The 25,557-nt window shown below is 65.1% G+C and carries 19 protein-coding genes; 7 read left to right on the top strand and 12 right to left on the bottom strand.

Going from position 1 to position 25,557, the window contains the following annotated elements:
- Window positions 1-50 precede the first annotated feature (50 nt).
- Complete coding sequence (gene leuS / locus Q9293_RS01070; RefSeq protein ID WP_306249318.1) at window positions 51-2,477, bottom strand: leucine--tRNA ligase; 2,427 nt, start codon at window positions 2,475-2,477, stop codon at window positions 51-53.
- Between the two features lie 157 nt (window positions 2,478-2,634).
- Here leuS and Q9293_RS01065 point away from each other — a divergent pair, with 157 nt between their 5' ends.
- Window positions 2,635-4,182, top strand: a complete 1,548-nt coding sequence (locus Q9293_RS01065) for a diguanylate cyclase (RefSeq protein WP_306249317.1) — start codon at window positions 2,635-2,637, stop codon at window positions 4,180-4,182.
- Between the two features lie 17 nt (window positions 4,183-4,199).
- Here the strand turns inward: Q9293_RS01065 and Q9293_RS01060 are convergent, their stop codons facing one another.
- The 9 genes from Q9293_RS01060 to Q9293_RS01020 all read right to left on the bottom strand — a co-directional run bounded on the left by Q9293_RS01060 (window position 4,200) and on the right by Q9293_RS01020 (window position 16,022).
- A complete protein-coding gene (locus Q9293_RS01060) occupies window positions 4,200-5,159 on the bottom strand; it encodes a TonB-dependent receptor (protein ID WP_306249316.1) in 960 nt (319 codons plus the stop codon).
- A 289-nt stretch (window positions 5,160-5,448) separates the two neighbouring features.
- The gene (locus Q9293_RS01055; protein ID WP_306249315.1) at window positions 5,449-7,845 is read right to left on the bottom strand and encodes a TonB-dependent receptor; all 2,397 of its coding nucleotides are present in this window, start codon (window positions 7,843-7,845) and stop codon (window positions 5,449-5,451) included.
- Between the two features lie 262 nt (window positions 7,846-8,107).
- The gene (locus tag Q9293_RS01050; RefSeq protein ID WP_306249314.1) at window positions 8,108-8,671 is read right to left on the bottom strand and encodes a cytochrome c3 family protein; all 564 of its coding nucleotides are present in this window, start codon (window positions 8,669-8,671) and stop codon (window positions 8,108-8,110) included.
- Between the two features lie 111 nt (window positions 8,672-8,782).
- Entirely contained in the window at window positions 8,783-10,072 is a 1,290-nt protein-coding gene (locus Q9293_RS01045) for a cytochrome c (RefSeq protein ID WP_306249313.1), read from the bottom strand.
- Window positions 10,073-10,191: 119 nt separating this feature from the next.
- Window positions 10,192-11,538 carry a c-type cytochrome gene (locus Q9293_RS01040; protein WP_306249312.1) on the bottom strand — a complete coding sequence of 449 codons (1,347 nt, stop codon included), beginning with the start codon at window positions 11,536-11,538 and terminating at the stop codon, window positions 10,192-10,194.
- Window positions 11,539-11,650: 112 nt separating this feature from the next.
- A complete protein-coding gene (locus Q9293_RS01035; RefSeq protein ID WP_306249311.1) occupies window positions 11,651-12,190 on the bottom strand; it encodes a response regulator transcription factor in 540 nt (179 codons plus the stop codon).
- The gene (locus Q9293_RS01030) at window positions 12,183-13,472 is read right to left on the bottom strand and encodes an ATP-binding protein (RefSeq protein ID WP_306249310.1); all 1,290 of its coding nucleotides are present in this window, start codon (window positions 13,470-13,472) and stop codon (window positions 12,183-12,185) included. The genes Q9293_RS01035 and Q9293_RS01030 overlap by 8 nt, the downstream gene beginning before the upstream one ends.
- Window positions 13,473-13,492: 20 nt before the next feature.
- A complete protein-coding gene (locus tag Q9293_RS01025) occupies window positions 13,493-15,580 on the bottom strand; it encodes a TonB-dependent copper receptor (RefSeq protein ID WP_306249309.1) in 2,088 nt (695 codons plus the stop codon).
- Window positions 15,581-15,662: 82 nt separating this feature from the next.
- Entirely contained in the window at window positions 15,663-16,022 is a 360-nt protein-coding gene (locus tag Q9293_RS01020; protein ID WP_306249308.1) for a hypothetical protein, read from the bottom strand.
- 284 nt (window positions 16,023-16,306) lie between these two features.
- Between Q9293_RS01020 and Q9293_RS01015 the strand changes: the two genes are divergently transcribed.
- The 5 genes from Q9293_RS01015 to kdpC all read left to right on the top strand — a co-directional run bounded on the left by Q9293_RS01015 (window position 16,307) and on the right by kdpC (window position 21,161).
- Window positions 16,307-16,498, top strand: a complete 192-nt coding sequence (locus Q9293_RS01015; protein WP_306249307.1) for a hypothetical protein — start codon at window positions 16,307-16,309, stop codon at window positions 16,496-16,498.
- Window positions 16,495-16,587 (top strand): K(+)-transporting ATPase subunit F, encoded by a 93-nt coding sequence (gene kdpF / locus Q9293_RS01010; RefSeq protein WP_306249306.1) that lies wholly within the window; start codon window positions 16,495-16,497, stop codon window positions 16,585-16,587. The genes Q9293_RS01015 and kdpF overlap by 4 nt, the downstream gene beginning before the upstream one ends.
- A complete protein-coding gene (gene kdpA, locus Q9293_RS01005; protein WP_306249305.1) occupies window positions 16,584-18,281 on the top strand; it encodes a potassium-transporting ATPase subunit KdpA in 1,698 nt (565 codons plus the stop codon). The genes kdpF and kdpA overlap by 4 nt, the downstream gene beginning before the upstream one ends.
- Window positions 18,282-18,461: 180 nt before the next feature.
- A complete protein-coding gene (gene kdpB, locus Q9293_RS01000) occupies window positions 18,462-20,561 on the top strand; it encodes a potassium-transporting ATPase subunit KdpB (protein WP_306249304.1) in 2,100 nt (699 codons plus the stop codon).
- Window positions 20,562-20,570: 9 nt separating this feature from the next.
- Window positions 20,571-21,161: a potassium-transporting ATPase subunit KdpC gene (gene kdpC / locus Q9293_RS00995; RefSeq protein WP_306249303.1), complete on the top strand. Its 591-nt coding sequence runs from the start codon at window positions 20,571-20,573 to the stop codon at window positions 21,159-21,161.
- Between the two features lie 109 nt (window positions 21,162-21,270).
- Here the strand turns inward: kdpC and Q9293_RS00990 are convergent, their stop codons facing one another.
- Window positions 21,271-22,647: an outer membrane beta-barrel protein gene (locus Q9293_RS00990; RefSeq protein ID WP_306249302.1), complete on the bottom strand. Its 1,377-nt coding sequence runs from the start codon at window positions 22,645-22,647 to the stop codon at window positions 21,271-21,273.
- A 209-nt stretch (window positions 22,648-22,856) separates the two neighbouring features.
- On the opposite strand from Q9293_RS00990, the gene Q9293_RS00985 reads away from it, so the two are divergent.
- Window positions 22,857-23,588 carry a hypothetical protein gene (locus Q9293_RS00985; protein WP_306249301.1) on the top strand — a complete coding sequence of 244 codons (732 nt, stop codon included), beginning with the start codon at window positions 22,857-22,859 and terminating at the stop codon, window positions 23,586-23,588.
- Window positions 23,589-23,626: 38 nt separating this feature from the next.
- Here Q9293_RS00985 and Q9293_RS00980 read toward each other — a convergent pair whose 3' ends face one another.
- Complete coding sequence (locus Q9293_RS00980; protein WP_306249300.1) at window positions 23,627-25,519, bottom strand: APC family permease; 1,893 nt, start codon at window positions 25,517-25,519, stop codon at window positions 23,627-23,629.
- Window positions 25,520-25,557 lie beyond the last annotated feature (38 nt).

The following is a 25,557-nucleotide window of genomic DNA, read 5'->3' as shown; positions in this document are numbered from 1 at the left end:
CTGGATCCGGAAGCGTCAGAGCGGCGTGCAGCCTGGACAAAGCGGGCGCCTCAGCCCTTCACCACGATGCTCACCAGCTTACCGCCGGGGGGCAGCACGACCTTGACGATCTCCTTGCCCGCCAGATGGGACTGGGCTTCGGAGCAAGCCAGGGCAGCCTCGCGGCGCTGGTCCTCGGTGGCCGAGGCGGGCACGGTGATGCGCCCGCGCACCTTGCCGTTCACCTGCACCACCACGAGCACCTCATCAGCCTCGAGGTACTGGGGGTCCGCCTCGGGCCAGGCGGCCTCCATGCAAAGCCCCTGATGGCCCAGCTGATTCCAGAGCTGTTCGGCGAGGTGGGGCGCCACGGGCGACATCAGACGCACGAAGGCATCCAGCGCGTGCTGCATCACGGCGCCGCGATGGGGGGCGTCCGTCGGCAGATCGCTCAGGGCATTGGAGAGTTCCATGAGGCCCGAGACCACCGTGTTGAACTGATAGCGGCGTTCCAGATCATCCGTGAGGCGGGCCAGGGTCTGGTTGAGCTTGATGAGAAGGGCCTTTTCCTCGGCGCTGAGCTGATCCTTCGCGGGCAGCTGCGCAGCGGTGACGGCATGGTCCTCCACCATGCGCGTGACGCGCTTCAGGAAGCGGCTGGCGCCCTCGATGCCCTCGAAGCCCGTCCAGTCGATCTCCTTCTCGATGGGCGCCGCGAAGATCATGAAGAGGCGCAGGGCGTCGGCGCCGTACTTCGAGATGACTTCGTCGGGGTCCACGATGTTGCCCTTGGACTTGCTCATCTTCGAGCCGTCCTTCAGCACCATGCCCTGGCAGATGAGCTTCTGGAAGGGTTCCGGCCCCGAGGCCAGACCCAGGTCACGCAGCACTTTGTAGAAGAAGCGGGCGTAGATGAGGTGCATGGTGGCGTGCTCGATGCCGCCCACATAAAGATCCACGGGCATCCAAGCATCGCTCTCCGCCTTCGCGAAGGGCAGCTCCGTGTTCTTGGGATCCAGGTAGCGCAGCCAGTACCAGCTGCTGTCCACGAAGGTGTCCATGGTGTCGGTTTCACGCCGGGCCTTCGCGCCGCAGCTTGGACACTTCGTGTCCAAGAAGGAAGAAGACGTGGTGAGAGGCGAAGGGCCCACGCCCGTGAAGGCCACATCTTCGGGCAGACGCACGGGCAGGTTCTCGGCCTTCTCGGGCACCACGCCGCAGGTGTCGCAGTGCACGGTGGGGATGGGCGTGCCCCAGTAGCGCTGGCGGCTGAGGCCCCAATCCTTCAGCTTGTACGTGGTGGTCTTCTCAGCGCGACCGCCCAGCTTGGCCACCATGGCCGTGACGGCATCTTCGCTCTTCATCCCCGTGAACTCACCGCTGTTGATGAGCGTGCCGAGATCCCACTCGCTCTCAGATTCGATCACCTGAGGGATGGGCAGGCAGTACTTCGTCGCGAACTCGTGGTCCCGCTCATCATGCGCAGGCACGCCCATGACGGCGCCCGTGCCGTAGTCCATCAGCACATAGTTCGCCGCGAATACGGGCACTTTCTCGCCGGTGAAGGGATGGATCACTGACAGCGCGGTGCGGTGGCCCAGCTTCACGTCGCTGGTCATGCGCTCCTCGCGGCTCACGGCAGCCACCTGGTCGCAGAAGGCCTTCAGGGCCGCGTCGGTTTCCGCGGCCTTTTCGATGACGGGATGCTCGGTGCTGAGCGCCATGAAGGTGACGCCAAACAAGGTGTCGAGGCGCGTGGTGAAGACCTCGATCTGACCGCCAATCTCCAGGTCAAAGGCCAGGCGCGCACCCTCGGAGCGGCCGATCCAGTTCCGCTGCATGGTCTTCACGTTCTCGGGCCAGTCCAGGCCGTCGAGGCACTCCAGCAACTCGTCCGCGTACTTCGTCGTCTTGAAGAAATACTGCTCCAGCGGTTTCTGCACCACGGGGAAGCCCGTGCGCTCGTCCTTGCCGTCGACCACCTGCTCGTTGGCGAGCACGGTGCCCAGCTCCTCGCACCAGTTCACGGTGCGGTTGGCACGAAAGACATCGCCCTGTTCCCACATCTTCAGGAACAGCCACTGGTTCCAGCGGTAGTAGTCGTCCTGGAAGCTGGCGATCTCGCGATCCCAGTCGTAGCTGATGCCCATCTTCTGGATCTGCCCCTTCATCTCCTCGATGTTCTTGCGGGTCCAGATGGCGGGGTGGATGCCGTGCTTGATGGCGGCGTTCTCGGCGGGCAGGCCGAAGCTGTCCCAGCCGAGCGGGTGCATCACCTCGTAGCCCCGCATGCGGCGGAATCGGGCCGTGACATCACCCAGGGTGTAGTTGCGCACGTGGCCCATGTGGATGCGGCCGCTGGGGTAGGGCAGCATGACGAGCATGTAGAAGGTCTTGGAGCCCGGCAGCAGCTCCGCCGACCGCTTGGCGCGGAAGGCGCCGGACTCGAGCCAGCGGCGCTGGATCTCGGGTTCCTGGGTCAGGGGCTGGAAGGGCATGGTGGACTCCGGCAGAACCCTTGATTCTACAAGGAAAACCGCGCCGCTGCAGTCCCCTGGAGGAGGCCCGGGGCCTCGGCGACTGCGCAGAACCGCCGAAACTCCCACTTGGCCAGGGTATAGCCGATGGAAAGGTTATCCATCGCCGAGCCCCCTCATGAATGCGATCCCCACGGTATTCATCCATGGCCTTCCCGCGGCCGGGCCGCCGGAGTTCCTATGGCTTCTGCCCGGAGGGCAACCGATCTGGGCGCTGTCCACCATCGTTCTATTGGGTGCCGCGGCCTTGGTGTTCCTGTTTGTGAATCGCCGCCTCCGGCGGGCGAACCGCATGCAAGCCGAATTGGGTGCCGTCATCCAGGGAAACGAGCAGCGATTCCGTTTCATTGCCGAGCATGCGGCCGATGTCATCTGGACCCTGGATCTCGCCAGCGGGAGGTTCACCTATGTGAGCCCTTCCGTTCAGCAGCTCCGGGGCTACACCCCCGAGGAGATCATGGCCCGCCCGGCCGAGGAAGCCCTCACGCCCGAATCAGCGGCCCAGGTGCGCGCCGTCCTCGTGAAGTCCATCGCCGAATGGAAGGCCGGTCGGCCGATGGAACCCAAAACCCTGGAGCTGGACCAGCCCCATAAAGATGGACGCCTCATCCCCACCGAAGTGGTGACCACGCTCCACGCCGACGCCACAGGGCAACTGGCCTCGGTCCTCGGCATCAGCCGGGACATCACGGAACGGCGACACTCCGAACAACGGCTTCGCCACGCGCTGCACTCCCTAGAAGAGCAGGCCAGCACCGACCCTCTGACCAAGGCGTGGAACCGCCGCCACTTCGGCGAGATGGTTGAAGGCGAGACGCACCGCTCCGAACGGTACGGACATCCCCTCACCCTCCTTCTGCTGGACATCGACCACTTCAAACGGGTCAACGACACCCATGGCCACGCCGAAGGGGATCATGTGCTCCTCGAGGTCGCCGACTGCATCCGCTCAGCCATCCGCATCTCCGATTCCCTCACCCGCTGGGGGGGTGAAGAATTCATCGTCCTCCTGCCCAACACGGGTCTCCCAAGTGCCAGATACCTGGCTGAACGCATCCGCGTGAACATCGAAGAGCATCTCTTTGAACGCGTGGGCCGGATCACTGCCAGCATCGGCCTGGCCGAGCACCTGCCTTCGACGGGGCTGGAATCCTGGTTGGAACGCGCCGACCAGGCCATGTACCGGGCCAAGCGCAAGGGACGCAATCGGGTGGAATTCGATCCCCAGCGCCATCGCGGAAGCACCTCGACGGACCATGTCGAAAGCACCTTTCTAAAACTGGTCTGGAGCCCCATCTACCGCTGCGGCAATGAGCTCATCGACTCGCAGCATGAACGGTTGTTCCAGCAGGCCAACGATCTGCTCGATGCCATGCTGTCGGAACGACCGGCGGATGAGGTGCAATCCCTTGTGACAAATCTCCTCAGCGACGTTTCCCAGCACTTCCACGACGAGGAAACCCTGCTGCGTCGCCTGGGGTATGCCGGGCTGCGCGAGCACGCTGATGTGCACACGCAGCTTCTGGCCCGCGGCCAGGAGCTGCGCCAGGCCTTCGAGGATGGCACCCTCGCCTTGGGCGCGCTCTTCCAGTTCCTGGCCCATGACGTGGTGGCCCAGCACATGCTCAAAACCGACCGGGATTTCTTCCACCTGACAGCCAGCTAGGCTTTTTCCGTGACGGGCTAGAAGGCCCAGTGCAGGCCCACGGAGAAGCTGGATCTGGGCTCGATCTGCAGGCCCGTCACACGCTGGGCGATGGGCACCTGCGCGAAAGCGTAGACCTGGAAACCGGGACGCAGGTCAAAGGTCAGGCCCGGACTCAGGTAAGCCAGGGTGGCGCCGCTGTTGTCGATGTCGGCGTTCAGACCCGCCTCACGGCCCTCAGCACGGATGTTCACCTGCAGATGCGGGGTGATCCCCGCGAAGCCTGTGTAACGCACGCCGAAGTTGGCATTGACCCCGTCTCCAGGGCGGAAGCCGTCCTTCTCCGCCAGCGGCTTCTGGAACAGAACCTGGCCGAAGACACCCCAGTCCGGGGCCAGGCTCCCGTAGGCATAGCAGCCCAGCAGCAGATCCGTGGTGCCCGAACCCAATTGCAGGCCGCGGTCCAGCGGCTCACCCGCCTGAGCACCCGCATGGAAGGTCTGCTTGGTTCCCCCCGTGGGCAGCTTCACACCGAACTGAACGCCAAATGAATGATCGTCTGAAAAGCCCTGGTAGCGGCCCAGCACGCGGACATCGCCCAGGCCGTTGGCCTTCGAAAACGACGGATCCGTGTCCCCTTCGGCCAGGGTCACATGGTACCGGTTGAAGACGGGAACCTGAAGGCTGAGGCCCCAGTCGGCGCTGGGACTGTAATCCAAGGTGGCCGTCAGGTTGCGGTTCAGGGTCTTTTCCTGGAGCTCCATTTCATTGGGGATCTCGAAGCCGCCCCGGTCCACAGCCTTCGTGCCCGAGCGCAGCTGGTCCTGGTTGAAATAGTCGTACCGAAGATCGAAGCGAAGGCCCGGCTTGGCGGCATAGCCCTGACTGGCCCAATCGGAGTTCAGCGTGCAGCCGCAGGCGCCGCAGGCCTGCGCAGAAGGCGCTGCGGCCGCGGCCAGCAGCAGGGAAAGGGTGGCGGGGCCAGCGCATCGACGCATGTAGGAACTCCTTTTGACTGGAACTCCACAGTCTGCGGCTACCAGAAACCCTTCTACCTGCGTCAAGTTGTCGCACCCGCGCCCGCAGGAGCGGCAAGCACCGCCACCCCCTGGCATCGCCACGCGGGAGGCACCTTTCCCGCTCCTCCTGAGAATCAGCGCCGTGCCACAAGGAGTAGGAAGGAAGTCCGGGCTTCTGCAAGGGACTCGAAGGAGCTCACCACCGCGCCCGCGCGAATCCGCAGGCGCAGGAGATGAGCGGAGGGCGGCCGGGGCTGGGCGGGGCGGATCAGTAGCTGACGGTCAGGCCGACGCTCACCGAGCGCCCCATGCCCCTCACGACGGCGAGATGGCCCTGAGTGGCTGGGGACAGGTAGTTGTAGACGTAGAAATCCATGCCGCCCAGGGGCAGGCCGTACTGCTTGTTGAGCAGGTTGTCGATGCCCGCATCCAGCCGCGCATGGCCCCAGACATAGCGGGTGCGGAAGTTCAGGATCGAATAGCCCGGCGTCTTGAATTCCTGGCGCACCGTGTCCACGCGGTCCTTGGCGGCCACGGATTGCCACTCGAGGCTGCTGGACCAGCCACCCAGACTGTGCTCCAACCCCAGGCGGCCGTTGAGCGGCATGATGTTGTACAGGTCGTGGCCGCCATCCACATCCTGCCCGCGGACCGAGCTTCCAACCAGACGGAGGGCCCACTCCCCGGCGGCTTCTCCCAGCCGCTTGCGGGCGGACAGGTCCACCCCATAGAGTTTCGCATCGCGGTTCACGAAGCGGAGGGCCACCCGACCTGAAGGCGCCGGGTAGGTGGTGGCCAGATTCGGTTCGACATTGATGAAGTCGCGAACCCTCGTGTAGAACGGAGCCACTTTCAGCTGCCAGTCCTGCCGGGCGCTGTCGTGCCAATCGGCGGAGGCCCGGAAGGTATGGGCAACCTCCGGCTTGAGGTCGAGGTTGCCCACATAGGCATTGAGGTCGCCGAACCAGGAGATCATCGCGCCCGCCATGCCCGCCTCGTTCGACCACGCATAACGCTCATAGAGGTTCGGGGAGCGGGTCTTCTGGGCCGCGCCGAACTCATAGGCGCTGGTGGCATCCGGCTCGTAGCGGGACACAGCCGTGAGGTCCAGGTTCGTGTCGTTGCGCTTGTGGTCCCGGGCATTGAAGGCATCGGCATCGACCTGGTAGATGGAGCCATCCGGGGCCATCCCCATCAGATCCATCGTGCTGTAGTAGCCCTGCACGGCCCCGGTGTCCATGGCCACATGCTCGACCCGCGCCCCCAACTGCGTGCTCCAGGCACCGAAGCGGGCCTCCCACTCGCCAAAGACGGCCAGACGCTCCCGCTTGCCCCCATGGATGTTCCAGAAGGTATTGGGGCCCATCATCCCCTCCATCCCGGCAACCGGCGGCCACCAGTCGTCCAGGGTGTAGCGATGGTATTCCTGGCCGAGGCGGATGACATCCTTCGGCGACAACCGGACGTTGGCCTGCAGCGAGTAGCCAGCGTCTATGCCCTCGGTGTCCATGGGCATGACGTAGGGCATCCCATTGGTCAGCACGCCGAGATTGGCCTTGTCGGTGAGCATGTCCATCTTGTGGCGCACCCGCTGCCGGAAGGCGCGGGCCTCGAACTGGCCCCAGGCGAAATCGCCGAGGTAGCGCGCATTCAGAGACACGCTCTTGTTGCTGGTCATGTCCATGAACTGGTTCGCGTAGCCCTGGTAGGGGATGTCCTGAGCGCCCACATCCAGACTCAACAGGTGCTGGCCGAACCGCGTGGCGAGCGTCACCTGGTGGTTCACGGCCTTGTATTCCGTGGACCGCACCAGCTCGCCGCTGCCATCCTTGTAGTCACCGGCTTTCACCGTGGAGCCCACGTAGGCGATGCTCAGGCTGTCGCTGGCGAAGCTGCCGCGGGCGTTGGCCCCGGCGACGTTCCCGTTGCTGCGGAAGAAGGCCGAGAGCCGGCCGGAGGCAAGGGAGCCGGAGCCCGGCTCCGCGAAGACCGGATCGGCAGACCGGAGGACGATGGTGCCGCCGATGCTGTCCCCGCCCACGCTCACAGGGGCGATGCCCGCAAACACACTGACGCTGGCCACGGCCCCTGGATCCAGATAGGAAAGGGCCGGGTTCATGTGGTTGGGACAAGAGGAGGTGATGCTGAGGCCATCCACCAGGAGCCGCAGCCGATCATCGGCCAGCCCGTCGATCACGGGCAGGCTGGACACGCCGCCACCCGCGTAGAAGCTGAGGCCCGGGAGCCCCTCCAGCAGCCGCGCGCTGTCGCTGGTCGCGGTGCGCTGGGTCGCCAGGCTCTCCCCGGAAACCACGGCGCCGTCCAGCATGGAGGCCGCCTCCGGACGGCCCGTCACCACCACCGTGGCCCCCGCGACGGCCTGCACCCGCACGGCCTTGTCCCCGGTGAATTCATAGGTGAGGCCGGTGCCCTTCAGCGCGAGGGCCAACGCTTCCGGGAGGCTGTGCCGTCCCACCACGCCAGGGCTTTGCAATCCCTGCACCGCCTCCCTCGGAAAAGCCAACTGCAGTCCCGTCTGCTTGGCCAGCGCGGCCAGGATCTGGCTGACGGGCTGGGGGGGGAGGCTGAAGTCGAAGCTGGGCTCCTGGGCCACGAGAGCAGCCGCGATGAAGCTGGTGACCAGAGCGATGCGGACATGGGACATGGAACCTCCAAACCAGCCCCGGCAACCGCAGGCTCCCTGGCCGGGAGTGGGCGGAGCTTCAGGGCGGGGGTGCCCTTCATATTGTGGTCAAAGGTTCCCGTCATTCCTGCGTCAAATTGACGCAGTCGCGTCTTGCAGAGCACCCTTCCGCCAACCTTGGCGCGGGCTCCGGCCAAGATTGGCCGGAAGGCGTGGCCCGGAATCAAGAAGACCGAAGCACTTTCCGGACACCGAGCCTCTTCCGAATGGCCCAAGTCTGGCCCTAGCGATGACAGGCGGAGCAGTGCTCGGGGCCCCGGAGAATGGGGCTCTTGGGCGGGAGGGCGGCCTTTGGATTCCGATGGCAGCTCAGGCAATCGCCCATGCGCATCCCGAGCTGCCGGGAGAGCACGGTCATCTCTTGAACCTCGCCATGACAGGACTGGCAGGCGATCCCCGCGTTCACATGGGGGCGATGGTCGAAGAACACATGGTCCGGCAGTTCGTGAACCCGCTTCCATGGAATGGGCTGGTTGAGCTCGAGGGCCTTTGCCAAAGCCTGAATCACCGGTCGGTCCGTCTTGGTGACGCGGTGGCAGCCCATGCAAGTGGCCACATCCGGCACTCCGGCGACCCTCGACCGATCCGCACCCGCGTGGCAGTAGAGACAGGGGATTTTCATGGTTCCCGCATGGAGCTTGTGGCTGAACGGAAGAGGCTGCTCAGGTTCGTACCCCTTCACGAATCGACTCGGCTGGGTGAACCAGCCCACGGTCAGCACCGTTCCCAGCAGCGCCACCATCCCGAGGGGCAGGACGAAGCGGAACAGGCGGTCCATGTGGTTCATGCATGCCTCCAAATCAGGTGATGTCGAAACGAATCGGGCACTTCTCCACCCGGAACGGACGCCGACGGGCACGTTTGGTAAGCGTCCCCCTTGTCTGAGTCCGGCCCCACCTTAGCGGCCAGAGGCTCCCGCCTTGGATGCGCGGGCCTTGGCCCCCTCTTCCAGCATGTACGCGGCCACCTTCGCGAGGGTTTCCTCCCCGAGGTGTCCCATGGAGGGCATCGCAGAGAATTGCGGCCGCTTCTTGCCGGGGGCCTTGGCCCAGGTCACGATTCCCGCCGGATTGTCCTGGTAGATCTGGGCGATCTCCATGAGCGACGGGGCGGTGAGGGAGGCATCCGGAACATGACAGACGCCGCAGGTCTGGCGGAAGAGTTGGCGTCCCGTGGCCGGTGCCGTCAGGGCCTCACCCGCGCCCTTTCCTGCCCTGATGCTGAATTGGGTGGCCATCTCGATGGCACGGAAATCCACCGTCTTCTCGGCGATGGCCTGACGGTGCGGTTCGAGGGCCGCTTCGCGGAACAGGTGGCGTCCTTGGCCCATCCCGAGGGCCACGGCCGTGAAGAGCAGGCCGATGCCCGCGAACCACCGTCCGATGTCTGTGTCCGGAGCCTTGATCTCTTTCCACAGGAGGGTGAGCATCAGCCCCGCCAGGCTGGCCGCCCCGAGGATCCACGCCACGACAGTCCTGTCGAGGATGTGGAAGGGAAGGGTGAGCAGCACGAGGGGACCGAAGGCGAACTGGACACAGGACACCCAGAAAGCCCACCGGTAGAAATGCCGTCGCAATTCGGCCCGACCAAACTCGGGGAGCAGGGCCTCCACCGGAAAGCCGGGTCGGCCAAACCACCCGGCCAGGAAAAGGCCTGAGACGGCCAGCGAGGCTGCGAGAAAGTGGAAATAGCGCGGGAAGACGTTGCCGAACTGCAGCGCCGAGAAGAACCCACCCACCTGGGACCACACGCTGGGGTACAGCATCGTGTTGACCTGCACCAGGAAGAGCAGCGGGATGAAGAGGAGGAGGGCCGCGCTGGCGCCCCCGATGGCGGCGTGGCGCCACTTGCGGGGTCCCGTCCAGGTATCCCAGGTGAACTTGTGCAGGTAAGCCAACAGGAATGCCAGGGAGACCAGCGGGATGAGCAGGACCCAGGCATGGCCCGTGAGCGCGTTCGCCGAGTACCAGTGCGTGGTGTACAGCAGGTTGATCACAAGCAGCGGCCCGATGCCAAGGACCACCGCCAGGCTTTTGTTGACCGTCACCGTCGCCGCAATGCGCTCCGCCAGCCGGTCGAAGCGCGGGTGCCAGAATCCCACGACCTCACAGATGAAGGTCAGGAGGGATCCGCCCACCATGAGGTTCACGAAGAGGATGTGGAGCAGGAAGAGGGGCACGATCAGCACCCTGAGCGCCACGATCGGGACCGGGAGGGGCAGGTCGAGGTCGTGGGGTATCGGTACATCCCCGGGTGACAGCAACGATAGGAGAAAAGGCTGAGAGGGAAGGAGGGAATGCAACGTCATCACTTCGTGTCCGGGCCCGGCTGAAGGCTCTTGAGATACACGGCGAGGGCATGGGCCTCGGCCGCATTGCCAGGGAAAGGCGGCATGTAGGTTCGTGTGAGGTGCATGCCCTGGATGAAGTCGGTGAGGGCTTCCTCATCCCAGGGCCTCGTTCCCTGGATGCGCTGAAAGTGCGCCACGACGCCATTGACGCCCCGCGTGGTGTGGCATCGTGAGCAGGCCAGCATGAAGACATCTTTTCCGGCGGTGGCGGCATTGCTGGCCGTGGCTTCCTTGACGGTCGCATACGTGGCGTAGGGGAGCATGCCATCGCGCTGGTAGACCGGCAGGGCGGATACCCTCACGCCATTCGCGTACATGTAGTCGGCGATCACATAGGGTTTCCGGATGAACTCCCTCACCCGTTCAAAGTGGCTGAGGAGCCAGCTGGAAAGGATGAAGGGCACCACCAGGGCCCAGGCGGGCAGCCAGCGTGGCCGCGAGGCGCCCAGAAGGGCGAACAGGCCGATGACCAGCACGGTGAGGCCGAGGATGCCCAGAAAGGCGCGGTGCCAGTGGCTGAACGCCTGGGTGAGCAGCGCCACGTGCGCATGGGCTTGCATGGCCGCAGGCACCTGCTTCCAGTACCAGAGCGATGCCAAGCCACAGAGGGGCAGCCACGCCAGCGTCCATCGCGCCGTGAGCCGCGTGGCGTCGCTTCGAATGGGATCTTCCCGACGCGTCACGAAGAAAAGGCAGAACCAGACGAAGAGGCCGGCCGTGGTCATCGCAAAGGTGGTCCGGAAGGCCAGCTGCGGAAGGTAGAGCGGGTTGAAGACCGCCGAAAGGAAATCCTGCCCTTCCTTCCACGCACCGCTGTTCATCATGAAGCCCAGGATCGCCACGATGAGCGCCATGGTCAGCCAGGAGAACAGGCTCAAGGCTGCGCCGAGGGCCACGTGCAAGCGCTTGAGCCTCGGGGATGCAAAGCGTTTCCAGGTGAGGTAGTAGGCCATGATGAGGCCGACTTCGGTGATGAAGACCAACCACTCCGTGAACCAGGCCCAGAAGAAGACCCTGAGCAGGCTCCCAATCGCCGCCGGGGCCACCAGGGCGGTGGTGAGCCAGATCCCGACCCCCGTCAGCGCGCCAACGGTGGTCGTGATGATGAAGACAACCCTCGCCACCCGGTAGGCCAGGCCATCCCAGGCGGGTTCCGACCTTCGCAGGCCCTGCCATTCCAGCAGGGTGATGAGCGGATAGGCGCCCACCGCCAGGGGATGGTTGATCAGCACATGGAGGATGGCCGTCATGGCGACGAGCAACCTGTTGCCGAGGAAATCGAGGTGGAAAATCGGAAAGTCCATTCCCTCAATCTAGCTTTAGATTTCCAGCGTTCCCATGCGACAAGATGTCGCTGATGCCCCAGACCATTTTCACGAGCCTGCGGAAGCGCTGCCTAACCCGCCCCTGGAAGACCTAACGGGAGGGCCGCCTTCGGGCCGCCTTCCGCTGCAGGCTGCGGCGGTGCATGCCCAGGCGGCGCGCCGCCTCCGACAGGTTGCCGTCGCAGTCCTGAAGCACCCGTTGGATGTGCTCCCACTCCACCCGGGCCAGGGAGGGCGTCTCCAAATCCGGGCTGGTCTCGGATACGGGCCGCTCCGGCGAAAAGGCAGCGAGGATGTCATCGACATCGGCGGGCTTGGTCAGGTAGTTCACGGCGCCCAGGCGCACCGCCTCCAGAGCCGTGGCGATGCTGCCATAGCCCGTGAGCATGAGCACCTTGGTGGTGGGGTCGATGGCCATGAGGCGGCGCAGCAGGTCGAGGCCCGACTCGCCGGGCATGCGGAGATCCAGCACCGCGTATTCAGGGCTGTCGGCATCGGCCAGGGCCACGGCGGCTTCGGCATCCTCGGCGGTCCGCACCTCGAAGCCTCGCGCGGCGATGGCCTTGGCGAGCCGCTCGCGGTAGGTGGCGTCGTCGTCCACCAGCAGGAGGGAGGGCAGCGCCTCAGCCATGAGCCACCTGCGGCCAGGTCAGCTGCACCCGGGTGCCACGCCCAGGCTGGGAGTCCACGCAGAGCTCCCCGCCCAGCTGCTCGGCGAAGGTGCGCGCCAGGAAGAGGCCCAGACCCATGCCAGAACCAGTGGGCTTGGTGCTGAAAAAGGGCTCACCCACCCGGGCCAGCACCTCCGGCGTCATGCCGATGCCCTCGTCGGCCACGCCCAGGGTCCAGGATCCGCCTTCAAGCCGGGCCGACACCTGGACCTTGCCGGGTCGGGCCGTGGCCTCGAGCGCATTCGACACCAGGGCCCTCAAGGTGCGGGCCAGCCCCTTCCGTGGCAGCGTCCCGCCGGGACTGGAAGGCCAGTGAAAGGTCAAGCGATCCCGGTCCTCCGCGCCCAGTCCCTCCAGCAGGTCGGCCTCCAGGTCCGCCCAATCGAGGGATTGGAAGGGCTCGCCTTGGGTGGTACCCGTGGGACCCGCCATCTGATCGAGGATGCGGCGGCACCGGCCCACCTCCTCGCGGATCAGGGCTGCGTCCAGGGCCAGGCTGGAGCCCTGTAGGCCCATGGCCTCCGTGCTGCGAAGCAGTTCCTTGGCGGCGATGGCGATGGTACCCAGCGGCGTGCCCAGCTCGTGAGCGACTCCCGCGGCCAGAGTGGTGAGGGCCGCGAGCCGCGCCTGGCGCGCCGTGAGGTCGCGCAGGGCCGCCAACTCCTCGTCCCGTTGGCGCAGCGCCTCGGTGATCAGGCCCACGAAGGCCGCAATGAGGGCGGCGCTTATGGCGAAGGCCACCCACATACCCACCAGATGGAGCGAGATGCCATCGCCACCACCGTGATCCATGTGGCTCAGCGAGTGGATGTGCACGTTCCACACGAAGAGGATGCCGAAGCCCGCCAGGGACAGCGCCCCCAGGGACCAGGCCCAGAGACCGCGCATGACCACGGCGGCGAGGGTGATGTGCACCAGGTAGATGGCCGTGAAGGGATTCGCCGCGCCACCGCTGCCGTAGAGCAGGCCCGTCAGCAGAAGCACGTCCAGGCCCAGGATCAGGCCTGGCAGAGCAGGCTGCACCGGCTCGGGTTGGCGCAGCCGGGCCATGAGCGCCAGGTTGCTGAGAGCGCCGAAGGCCACCAGGCAGAGCAGCGGCCAGGCGGTCAGTTCGTCCGGGAGCAACCGCTTGGCCACGAGGATGGCCAAGCCCTGCCCCAGCGCCGTGATCCAGCGCAGACGCACAAGCCAAGTGAGGGAGAGGCCGAAGCCGCGAGGGGTCATGGTCGTGCCATTATCCATGGAACCCCTCCACCCGAGGTTCAGCGGCCAAAGGTGAATGAGGCCTTCAGCCAGGCCATGCGGCCTGGCTCGTTCACCCGCAGGGACTGCACCACGTAGCCTGGCAGGACGCTGGTGCCCCGGCTGATGTGTTCGGCGTAGAGGCGGTTGAACAGGTTGTCCACCCCGGCGCTGACCAGCCAGCCATGGGCGGGCTTCCAGCCGCCGTGGAAGGAGACGATGCCGAAGCCCCCCGTGGCGCCCAGATCCTGACCCACGATGTTGCCCTGGTTGAGGGCGAAGCGATCCTGGCGCGCCACCCCGCGGAGCAGCAGGCCGACGGACCAGGCGTCTACTTCATATCCCAGCCCCAGACGGGCCTCCAGGGGCGCGATCTGGGCCAGGGGCTTGGCATCGGTGTCGTTCTGGCCGTGGGTGTAGGCCAAGGTGGCGTCCACCTTCAGGAAGCCGGCCAGCTTCGTGGTGGCGCCGACCTCGCCGCCCCAGGTGGTGGCGTCCACGTTGCGCGTGACGGTGGTGAGCCGCGTGCCCATCATGCCCGCGGGCTTCGCCACATTGGATTCGATGAGGATGAAGTCGCCCACCTTGCCATAGAAGGCGGAGACAGAGGCCTGGACGGTGCCAGTCTGCTGGATCCATCCGATGTCCAGCTGCGTGGTGCGCTCGGGCCGGGTGTTGAAGGCGCTGACCCCCGTTCGACTCTCCTTCGTGATGGCCTCCCAGTAGTCAGGGAAGCGCTCGGCGTGGCCCACCCCTGCATACCAGGTACTCCCGATTCCCGCCTCGCGCTCGTACCGCAGGAAGCCGCTGGTGAGGGTTTCGTCTCGTTGCTGGTCGGCCGTGGGATTGGGCACCGTGGACATCATCGTGAGCGCCACGGTGGCGCGGGGATCCTCCGCGTGCCAGCGGTCGGCGCGCAGGCCGCCGACGAGGCGATCTTGGGTGGTGAAGGCGTGATTCACCTCGGCGAAGAGGCCCATGTTGCGGAAGCGGGCATCCGGAACCCTGGGCTTGGCCTCCTCGGGCATGGACCACTGCATCATGCTCATGCGGCCGGTGTGCTCGTTGGTCTGGGCATCGAAACCCAATTCCAGGAGGGTTGTGGAGGCCACCCGCAGGTCCGCCGCCAGGCGCCCGCCCTTGGTGGTGCGGTCGGGGTTCATGGCAGAGGGTTGCGAGGACATCATGGTCGGGGTGAAGGTCCTAACCGAGTAGTTGTCCATGATGTGGTCGGCGTAGTTGCGGTAGGCCTGGAATTCAACCTTCTCCACCAGGGTGGAGAGGTGGCGGAATTGGCCCTTGAGGCCCAGGTTCTCGCGCAGAAACTTGGCGCCATCCATGGTGCGATCCGCATATGCGGCCTCGCCGTTGCTGCGGGCGCCCGTGACCTCGAGGAGGGTGTTGTCGTTGGGGGTCCAGCCGAAGGCGGCGTTGGCGCTCCACCGCGTGTACTTCGAGTGGATGGACGTGCCCTTGCCGTCTTCGTAGTCGTCCGAGTGGGAGCGCGTACCGATGCCGCGCACATAGACATCGGAGGTGCCGACCCGGGCATCGAACACCTCGTCGTGCCGGCCGAAGCTGCCACCCATGAGGCTGGCGAAGCCTTCGAAGCCAGGCTGCTGGAAGCGCGCGTTGGAACGTTCAAAGCGCACGGTACCCGCGGAGTTGCCAGGGCCGTAGAGCACGGTCTGGGGGCCCTTCACCACGGTGATGCGGTCATAGGACTCGGGGAAAATGTAGGCGGTGGGGGGATCCATGCGCATACCGCACCCACCCAGGATCTGCTCCCCGTCCAGAAGCATGATGAGCCTGGAGCCCGCCATGCCCCGCAGTACAGGGTCGCCATCGGTGCCGCCCTTGCGGATCACCGAGAAGCCGGGAATGGTCTTCAGGTACTCGGCGCCGTCGTGGGCAGGAACGGGCTGGCGGGGCGCCTTCGCATCGAGCACCGTCACCAGGGGCTCCGTGGGCAGCGGCGCGGTCACTTCCACCACGGCGGCGGGTTCCGGCTTAGGGGCGGGCTTCTTGGCCGGATCATCCGCTTCGGCCGCCGCCACGGGCAGGGCGCAGACCAGGGACAGGCGGATGCAGAGGCGCGACAGGATCATGGTTCCAGCTCCAGAGAACCAGTTGACCTTAACGTTTTCTATGCCCTAGGCCCCTGCGACAAAATGTCGCAGCCGTCCGTCCTCAGTGCCAGCCGCATCCCTCCTCGGCTCCAACCGGGCCGGTCGGCGGCCGGTGTGCCTGCCAGGCATCCAGGAAGGCGCGAATGCCCGCGGTCGCATCCAGCCCCAGGTCCACCTCCACCATCAGGGCGCGCAGCCACTGGGCCAGACGCTGGTTGGCGCGGCGTCGGCAGATCCAGGCCGACCGATTCGCTCGGCGCAGCAGGGCTTCCTCTTCACGAAACTGTTTCACCAGGTAGACCGCGAAAACGGCCAGGAAGTGGCGGTTGGTGCAGGAATCGCCGGAGGGGCCCGGTCCGGCCAACCAGGCCGCTGCCTCCAGGTCCAGCACCTGATCTTCCCAGCTGACCCCCGGATGCATGGGATTCCATCCTTTCTCTGCAATGGTGTGTGCCACGATTCCCCCGATCCCCTGCGTGCACTCGGTGCCGTGCGGTTGATCATAGGCATCGCCGGGAATCAGGGAATGCGACGAGATGTCGCAGGGCCTCCCACTCGATGCCCCGGAGCCAGGCTGCCATCCCTGGGCCGCCTGCCCCCGACAACGAAGGTTTAACGTCGCCGGGGCATCTCCTAACGCCGCCTTAACGGACATCATGGCCATTCTTTGAAGCCGGTTCGTTCAGCCGGCTTTTTGGAGTGGCCATGCCGCTGAGATGGTTCCTCTTCCTCCCTCCGGCCCTGGCCGTGGGCTGGTTCGGCACCCGGACCGCCCTGCACATCCGCTCCAGTCGTGGCAGCAGGGGTGATTCGTTCACCATGCTGGTCCTGTGCTGGAGCCCCCTGGTGGCTTGGATCCTGGCTTACCTGCTTTCGCTTTCCCGGAGCCTCTCATGAGTTCGACCCTACTGATCGCAACCCTGCTGGCCCTGGGCCTGCTTGGCTACCTCACCTTTGCCTTGCTCAAGCCGGAGAAGTTCCAATGAGCCATGCCTGGATCCAGAACCTCCTCTTCCTCGCCCTGCTGCTGGGCATCGCCCTCCCGCTTGGGCCCTTCATCGCGAAGGTCATGGAGGGGGAGCGCACCTTCCTCCACCCGGTGTTCGGCCCCGTAGAAAGGGTGTTGTATCGCCTTATGGGCATCACGGGCCAAGAGGACATGGGGTGGAAAACCTATGCCTGGGCCATCGCCTTCTTCAACCTGCTGGGCTTTGCGGCGGTCTTCGCCCTGCAAAAGGCTCAGGGCGTCCTGCCCCTGAATCCGGAAGCCATGGGCAAACTGCCCACGGATTTGTCCATCAACACCGCGGTCAGCTTCATCACCAACACCAACTGGCAGGCCTACGGCGGTGAAAGCACCATGAGCTACCTGACCCAGATGCTGGGCCTCACGGTGCAGAACTTCCTGTCCGCCGCCACGGGCATCGCTGTGCTGGTGGCCCTCATCCGGGGGCTGGTCCGGCGCACGGCCAACGGCATCGGCAATGCCTGGGCCGACCTGATCCGCAGCACCCTGTACGTGCTGCTGCCTCTCAGCGCCGTCATTGCCCTGCTGCTGGTATCGCAGGGCGCGATCCAGAACCTGTCGGCCTATGTCCACACCGCCTCCGGACAACTCATCGCCATGGGCCCCGTGGCCTCCCAGGTGGCCATCAAGATGCTGGGCACCAATGGCGGCGGCTTCTTCAACGCGAACTCGGCCCATCCCTTTGAAAACCCCACGGCCCTCAGCAACCTCATTCACATGCTGGCCATCTTTGCCATTCCTGCGGCCCTCTGCCTCACCTTCGGCAAGATGGTGAAAGATCGCCGTCAGGGCTGGGCCGTGCTGGCCGCCATGACAGTGATCTTCGTGATGGCCCTATCCGTCACCACATGGGCCGAGGCCAAAGGCAATGCCGGCCTGAAAAGCCTTCCCGTGGATCAGGTCGCCACCCTGCAACAGGGCGGCGGCAACATGGAAGGCAAGGAAGTCCGCTTCGGCACTGGTGCCACCAGCCTCTTCGCCACCATCACCACTTCGGCTTCCTGCGGTGCCGTCAACGGCATGCACGACTCCTTCACCCCTCTGGGTGGGCTCGTACCCTTGTGGCTCATCCAGCTGGGCGAAGTGGTATTCGGCGGTGTGGGCTCAGGGCTCTACGGCATGCTGCTCTTTGCCCTCGTCGGCGTCTTCATCGGCGGCCTCATGGTGGGGCGCACGCCGGAGTACCTGGGCAAGAAGATCGAGGCCTTCGAGATGAAGATGGCCTCCATCGCCATCCTGCTGCCCTCGGCGGCCATCCTCATCGGCACCGCGGCCGCCGTGCTCTCCGCCACGGCCTCGGCCTCGGTCTCTAATCCGGGCCCCCACGGCTTCACCCAGATCCTGTACGCCTTCAGCAGCTGCGCCCAGAACAACGGCAGCGCCTTCGGCGGCCTCAATGTGAACATCCCCTTCTACAACTACGGCCTGGCCCTGGCCATGCTGGTGGGCCGCTTCGGCGTCATCTTCCCCGTGCTGGCCATCGCGGGTTCCCTGGGCCGCAAGAAGCACACACCTGAAGGCCTGGGCACCCTGCCCACGCACACCCCGCTCTTCGTGGCGGTTCTGGTGGGCGTGGTCCTGCTGGTGGGCGCCCTCACCTATCTGCCCGCCCTTGCCCTGGGACCCATCGCCGAACAATTGGCCCTGCGCTGAGGTGGACCATGCCCGCTTCGCTGTCTTGCCCTGAAACAGACCTCCAGCCCGCGGAGGGTCATCCCAACCTTCGCCATCCCTGGGCCCGCCTGCTCGTGGTCATGGCTGTACCAGTCCTGCTGCTTCTCCTCGGAATATCCCTCACCCGCTAGCTCACACGCTCCTTCAGCGAGGCCATTCATGGTTTCCCATTCCAGGCAGGATGCCCAAGCCCGCCCCCTTTTCGAACCCAATATCGTGCGCCGCGCGGTGCTCGATTCCTTCCGGAAGCTGAGCCCGCTGCACCAGCTTCGCAACCCCGTGATGTTCACCGTGTGGATCTGCAGCGCCTTCACCACGGGCCTGTGGATCCAGGCCCAGATCAATAGTGGGGGTGGTCACGGGGAAGGCCGACCCACCTTCATCCTGGCCATCTCGCTCTGGCTGTGGTTCACCCTGCTCTTCGCCAATTTCGCCGAGGCCATGGCCGAAGGCAGAGGCAAGGCTCAGGCGGATTCGCTGCGAAAATCCAAGCGGGATGTGAAAGCCAAGCGGCTCGTCGGCACCGACCGTCTGGGGGCCCATCAGGTGGTGGATGCCCCGGATCTGCGCATCAACGACCTCGTGCTGGTCGAGGCAGGCGAAACCATTCCCGGTGATGGCGAGGTGGTGGAAGGCGTGGCCTCCGTCAACGAAAGCGCCATCACCGGCGAAAGCGCGCCCGTCATCCGCGAGAGTGGTGGCGATCGCTCCGCCGTCACGGGTGGCACCCTGGTGCTGTCCGACTGGCTGGTCATCCGCATTTCATCCAACCCCGGGGAGAGTTTCCTGGATCGCATGATCGCCATGGTGGAGGGTGCCAAGCGCCAGAAGACGCCCAACGAGATCGCCCTGGACATCCTCCTGGCGGGGCTCACCATCGTCTTCCTCCTGGCCACGGCCACCCTGCTGCCCTTCTCCATCTTTGCCACCAAGGCCGCGGGCCAGGGACTTCCCGTCAGCCTCACGGTGCTCGTCTCGCTGCTGGTCTGCCTCATCCCCACCACCATCGGCGGGCTGCTGAGTGCCATCGGCATCGCGGGCATGGATCGCATGATCCAGGCCAACGTCATCGCCACCTCGGGCCGCGCCGTGGAAGCCGCAGGCGATGTGGATGTGCTGCTGCTGGACAAGACCGGCACCATCACCCTGGGCAACCGCCAGGCCGTGGCCTTCGTACCGGCCGAGGGCATCGACCTCCAGCTGCTCGCCGACGCCGCCCAGCTCTCCTCCCTCTCCGACGAGACCCCCGAAGGCCGCAGCATCGTGGTTCTGGCCAAGGAACAGTACGGGCTCCGTGAGCGGGATCTGCATGCCCTGGATGCCCACTTCGTGCCGTTTACCGCCCAGACCCGCATGAGCGGCGTGAATCTGGGAGACCGTCAGATCCGCAAGGGCGCGGCCTCTGCCATCGAGGATTACGTTCAATCCAGGGGCGGGAAGTTCCCCGATGACCTGCGCCGCACCGTGGATCAGATCGCCATGGCCGGGGGCACGCCGCTGGTGGTGGCCGAGGGTTCCCAGGCACTGGGCGTCATTCAACTCAAAGACATCGTGAAGGGCGGCATCAAGGAACGCTTCGCCGAGCTGCGCGGCATGGGCATCAAGACCGTGATGATCACCGGCGACAACCCGCTCACCGCCGCTGCCATCGCCGCCGAAGCGGGCGTGGATGATTTCCTCGCCCAGGCCACGCCCGAGGCGAAGCTCAAGCTCATCCGCGAGTACCAGGCCGGCGGCCGTCTCGTGGCCATGACCGGCGATGGCACCAATGACGCGCCCGCCCTGGCCCAGGCCGATGTGGCCGTGGCCATGAACAGCGGCACCCAGGCGGCCAAGGAGGCCGGGAACATGGTGGATCTGGATTCCAATCCCACCAAGCTCATCGAGATCGTGGAGATCGGCAAGCAGATGCTCATGACCCGCGGTTCGCTGACCACCTTCAGCATCGCCAACGACGTGGCCAAATACTTCGCCATCCTGCCCGCCGCCTTCGTGGCCACCTACCCCGCCCTGGGGGCACTCAACATCATGGGCCTGCACAGCCCCGAAAGCGCCATCCTGTCGGCTGTGATCTTCAACGCGCTGATCATCGTGGTGCTCATCCCGTTGGCCCTGCGCGGCGTCAAATACAGGGCCGTCGGGGCCGCCCAATTGCTCCAACGCAACCTGCTGCTCTACGGCGCGGGCGGCTTGGTGGTGCCCTTCATTGGCATCAAGCTCATCGACTGGCTGCTCGTCGCCCTGCATCTCGCCGCCTAAGGAAATCCCATGAACCTGCAACTCCGTCCTGCCCTCGTGTCCTTCATCGCCCTCAGCGTCATCACGGGCCTCGCCTACCCATTCGTCATCACGGGCTTCTCCAGGGTGCTGTTCCCGCATAAGGCGGCGGGCAGCCTGATCCGGGCCGACGGCAAGGTGATCGGTTCCGAGCTCATCGGCCAATCCTTCACCTCACCCAAAGACTTCTGGGGTCGCCCCTCGGCCACGGTGGATGCCAACGGCAAGCCCCTGCCCTTCAACGGCGCCAACAGCGGTGGCTCGAACCTGGCCCCCAGCAATCCCGATCTGAAGAAGGCCGTGGATGAACGCATCGCCGCCCTGCGCGCCGCCGATCCCGAGGCCACCGGCCCCGTTCCGGTCGACCTGGTAACCGCCTCGGCCAGCGGTCTGGACCCTCACATCAGCCCCGCCGCCGCCGCCTACCAGGTGCATCGCGTGGCCAAGGCCCGCGGCCTGGATGAAGCCAAGGTTCGCGATGTCGTGGCGGCGAACACCGAAGGCGCCCAGCTGGGCGTTCTGGGCGATGCCCGCGTGAACGTGCTGAAGCTCAACCTGGCTCTGGAGGCGCTCCCCCGATAGCCAGGACTTCGTCCATCCACAATTGGAACCGCACAAACCGAGGCCCCTGATTCCAGGGGCCTCGGTTTGTGACAGAAGAACTGATCCAGGCGAGGGGCCCCGGAGGGCCCTAAAACTTCACCAACATGGCCAGGGTAAGGCGGCTTTCCGTCTTACGCAGGTCCGGCGCCCAGCCGGCCACCACGGAGCCGGGCGCACCCTGGTTGCCACCCGGAGGTGTCACGCCTCCAGGGCCCGCAAAGTAAGGCACGTTGGCCCCGCGGCGATTGAACTCGCTGCGCATGGTGAGGAACTGGCTGGGCATGTAATCGTAGGTGATGGAGTAGTCCCAGGAATGCCACTTGTCGCCGGGGTTCTCGGTGAAATAGGGTGTTCCTGAAGCCGCGGTGGCGCCATTGATGGGAGGCATGAGCACCAGGTACCGGCCAGGATTGGTGATCTCGCCGCCACCGATGGTGATGGCGTGCCGTTCCTCCGCGAACCACACGCGGTGATAGGCCATCCAGCCGGTGAAATTCTGCTTGGGGCTGGCGGGGTCGTTACCACTCCGGCTTACCCCGCCGCCCTGCTCATCCCCCAGGTCGAAGGTGAAGGTGAAGGCCGCCTTGGAGATGAAGGCACCGGGGTGATCGTAGTACTTCACCTGGATGCTGTCATCCGTGTGGCGGCGGGTGCGCTTCTGATTGCCCAGCGCATCAGCCCCTAGGATGTAGTTGTTCGAGATGACATTGATGTTGCCGTTGGGCCGCCAATTGAAGGACGCACCCACGCCTGGCGTGTTGTTGAACATGGCGTAGGACTGCCAGCCATTGGTGAGCCACAGTTCCACCTTCAGCTTGTCGCTGGGGAACACCTGCAGGCGCAGGCCGTTGAAGAACCAAGGCGTGTTCGACGACACGTAGGAGGGCTGGTAGGCCCAGTTGTCGAAATTGTAGAAGCTGGCCAGGCCGATGTAGGACATGAAGATGCCGGCGTCGAGATTGACGCCGTTCATGACATCCCAGTGGTAGCCGCCGTAGGCCTCGGAGATGTAGCGGTAGGCGTTGTCCGTCTGCCACTGGCCCCGCGAGGGGCTCGCATCGTTGCGCGGCGTCATGGTGGACAGCATTCCAAACTGGGTCATGAGGCGGCCGCGCACGTTGTCCCAGTGGAAGTCGCCCCCGATGCCCAGCTGCTGAACGGTCACTTCATTGGTGCGGCCCAATTCGCTGGAGCCAACCAGTGTGTGGTCCTGCGGGTGATTGAAGTCGTACACCATGTTCACATCGGCACGGAATTCACCCGTGAATGCCTTGGTGTCGAGGACCGAATCCTTGGTGCGCGGGTTGCCATTGAGCCAGGTGAAATCGGCGAAGGCAAAGGGCTCCGCGGCCTTCACGGGCGCGGCCTGGGGTGCGGTGGCAGCGGCTGTAGCCGTAGGCCCTGTGGGAGTTTGCGCCAGGCCTGGCAGCCCGACGAGCAGGAGAAGCAGGAGGGGGTGTTTCATCAGAGCTCCAAGAATCCGGCGAGCATTCGCCAGCCAGACAGAATCGCCAAGGCGTGCGTTAGGACGGCGCTAATACCAAGCCCCTTCCCGTTAAGAAATCATTGCGAGTCCCGCCGCCCGCCCACTTCTGCGGAGGACCTTCACGCGTTTTTAACGTGGACAGGCCCCATCCCAACACGGCCTTAACGCCCGTTCGCCAATGCTGACGTATGCGCTTCTCACCAAAACGCCTCACCCCTCTTCTGCTGTCCACCCTGGTCTGGGCCGATGGGCCGACAGATCTTCGTGCCAGCCTGCAACGCCTCCAAGGGGGCACACCCATCGACGTGGACCTGGCCTATTCGGTCCGGCAGGAACAAACCGCCTTCCTGAAATCTGCCGTTCGGGAGGATTCGCTGCGATTGCGGGTGCGTGAAGATGAATCCGGTCTGCATGTGGATTGGAAGCCTGCTTTCGCAGCACCCCCCCTCTCTGGATCCCGTGGTTCGACGCCGTCGGGCGAGGCCATGAAGGATCTCGACACCCACGTACTGGGCCAACTTCTCGATCAAGCCCGCGCGCTATCCAGTCTGGTCGAAGGAGCACACTTCAAGGCCGAAGGCCGCGAAACCCGCCAGGGGCAGTCCCTCCGCGTGCTGACCTACGTCTGCAAGCCGGTGATTCTCCCTCAGTTCCAAGGCCGGATCTCGCAGGCTGAGGCCAGCCTGAAAATCTGGATTGGCGAAGACGGCGCGCCCTTGGCCATGGACGCCCTGCTCGATTACACCGGAAAGCACAGCCGACTCTATGGCCGCATCCACGGCCGGAACCTCGTCACGACCACGTTCAAGGTCCTGGGCCAGCGCTTGGTGGTGGCCTCCCGCACCTCGGAGGATTTCATCTATGACTACGGCGACAAGGTAAAGAAACAAACAACCCTGCTCTTGGCCGCGAAGGAGTGATTCCCGTGAGTCCGGATTCCTCCAGCCGGTCGGGCGGGCTACTCGACCGTCGGCTCCACATGGTACGGAATGGAGATGACGATGATCTTGGGCATGAGCAGCAGAGTGCCCTTGATGCGCCAGGCGGTCTGATTGTGCAGCAGGTTCGCCCACCAGTGGCCGGTGATGAATTCGGGCAGGATCACCGTGATGGTGTACTCCGGCTCCACGCGGCGCATGCGCTCCAGCTCGTCCACGATGGGTTCGACGATCTTCCGGTAAGGGCTGCGGATGGAGCGAAGGGGAATGCCTTCGCAGTAGCGCGGCCAATCGCTCCGCAGTTTCTCCAGCGCGGCGCTGTCGCGGCCATGCTCATCGGGGAAGTCCACCGTGAGGGCCTCCACCTCGCCGTGGTCGGCGATGACCTTCGCGTAGTTGAGGGCCTGCACCACACCCGCATGAATGCCCGAAACCAGCACCACCACGCGGTTGCGGCGGGGGCCGATGAAATCCACCCGGCTGGCGGCCAGAATGGATTTGATGCGGATGTAATGGCGGTGGATGTTGAAGAAGGTCATCACCATGATGGGCACCAGCACGATGACGATCCAGGCCCCGTGGGCGAAGCGCGTCACGGCGATCACCAGCATGACGATGAGGGTGGTCACCGCGCCCAGACCATTGATCAGCGCCTTCAGCTGCCAGCCCCGGCCCTTGAGCCTGAACCACCGCCGCACCATGCCGGTCTGGCTGATGGTGAAGCCCAGGAACACGCCCACCGCGTAGAGCGGCAGCAGATGGTCTTCCTTGGCTCCGAAGAGCAGCACCAGAAAACCCGCCGCCAGGGACAGGATGAAGATGCCGTTGGAGAAGACCAGCCGATCACCCTGGCTGGTGAACTGCCGGGGCAGGAAGCCATCCCGGGCGTGCAGCGCTGCCAATCGGGGGAAATCCGCGTAGGCGGTGTTCGCCGCCAGGGCCAGGATGGCCATGGTGAAGCCCGTGGTCGTCAGGTAGACCAGCTTGGGGAAACCATGCTCGGCGCCGCCCAGGATGATCCGGGTCAGCTGGGAGAGCAGCGTCTCGGGCGCATCGGGATGGTAGGTCAACCCGTAGTGGTTGGTGAGGTACGTGATGCCCAAGAACATGGAGCCCAGGATCACCACCATCCAGGTCATGGTCTTGGAGGCATTTCGCGAGACAGGTTCCTTGAAGGCCGTGACACCGTTGCTGATGGCCTCCACCCCGGTGAGCGCCGTACACCCAGCGCTGTAGGCCCGGGCCAGCAGCCACAGGGCCGCCAGCTTCGAGGTGCCCTCCATGTGGACCGCGGCCTGGTGGGCGACCACCACTTCATGACCCGTGGCCACATTCCAGAAGCCCTTCAGCAACAGGCCCACGATGCAGATGACGAAGCCATAGGTCGGCAGGGAGAAGACGAGGCCGCTTTCCTTCACGCCGCGCAGGTTCATGAGGGCGATGAAGGCGATGATCCCCTCGGCCAGGAAGACGCGGTGGGCTTCCAAGCCAGGGAAGGCGGACACAATGGCCGATACGCCCGCCGAAATGGACACGGCCACGGTGAGGATGTAATCGATGAGCAACGAAGCGCCCGCCGTTTGCGCAGCGACCTCACCCAGATTGTCCTTGGCCACCAGGTAGGCGCCACCCCCGCTGGGGTAGGCGTGGATGGTCTGCCGGTAGCTCACATTGAGCACCAGCAGCAGGGCCACAATGCCCAGCGCCACCCACCAGGACCAGCCCAGCACGCCCGCGCCGAAGATGGCGATGGCCGCCGTGAGGGGCGCCATGATTTCCTGGGTGCCATAGGCCACAGAGGACAGCGCATCCGAGCTGAAGACCGCCAGGGCGATGGGGTTGCTGATGCGGGTTTCATGGCTCTCCTCGTTGGAGAGACGCCGCCCCAGGAGGAATGATCGGTAATTGGGCATGGGCTGTGGAATCCTGGGCTGTGAGCTGGCTGGACATG

Origin of the sequence: Geothrix sp. PMB-07, assembly GCF_030758935.1 — a bacterium.
GTDB lineage: Bacteria > Acidobacteriota > Holophagae > Holophagales > Holophagaceae > Geothrix.
This window is presented reverse-complemented; position numbering and strand designations above follow the sequence as displayed.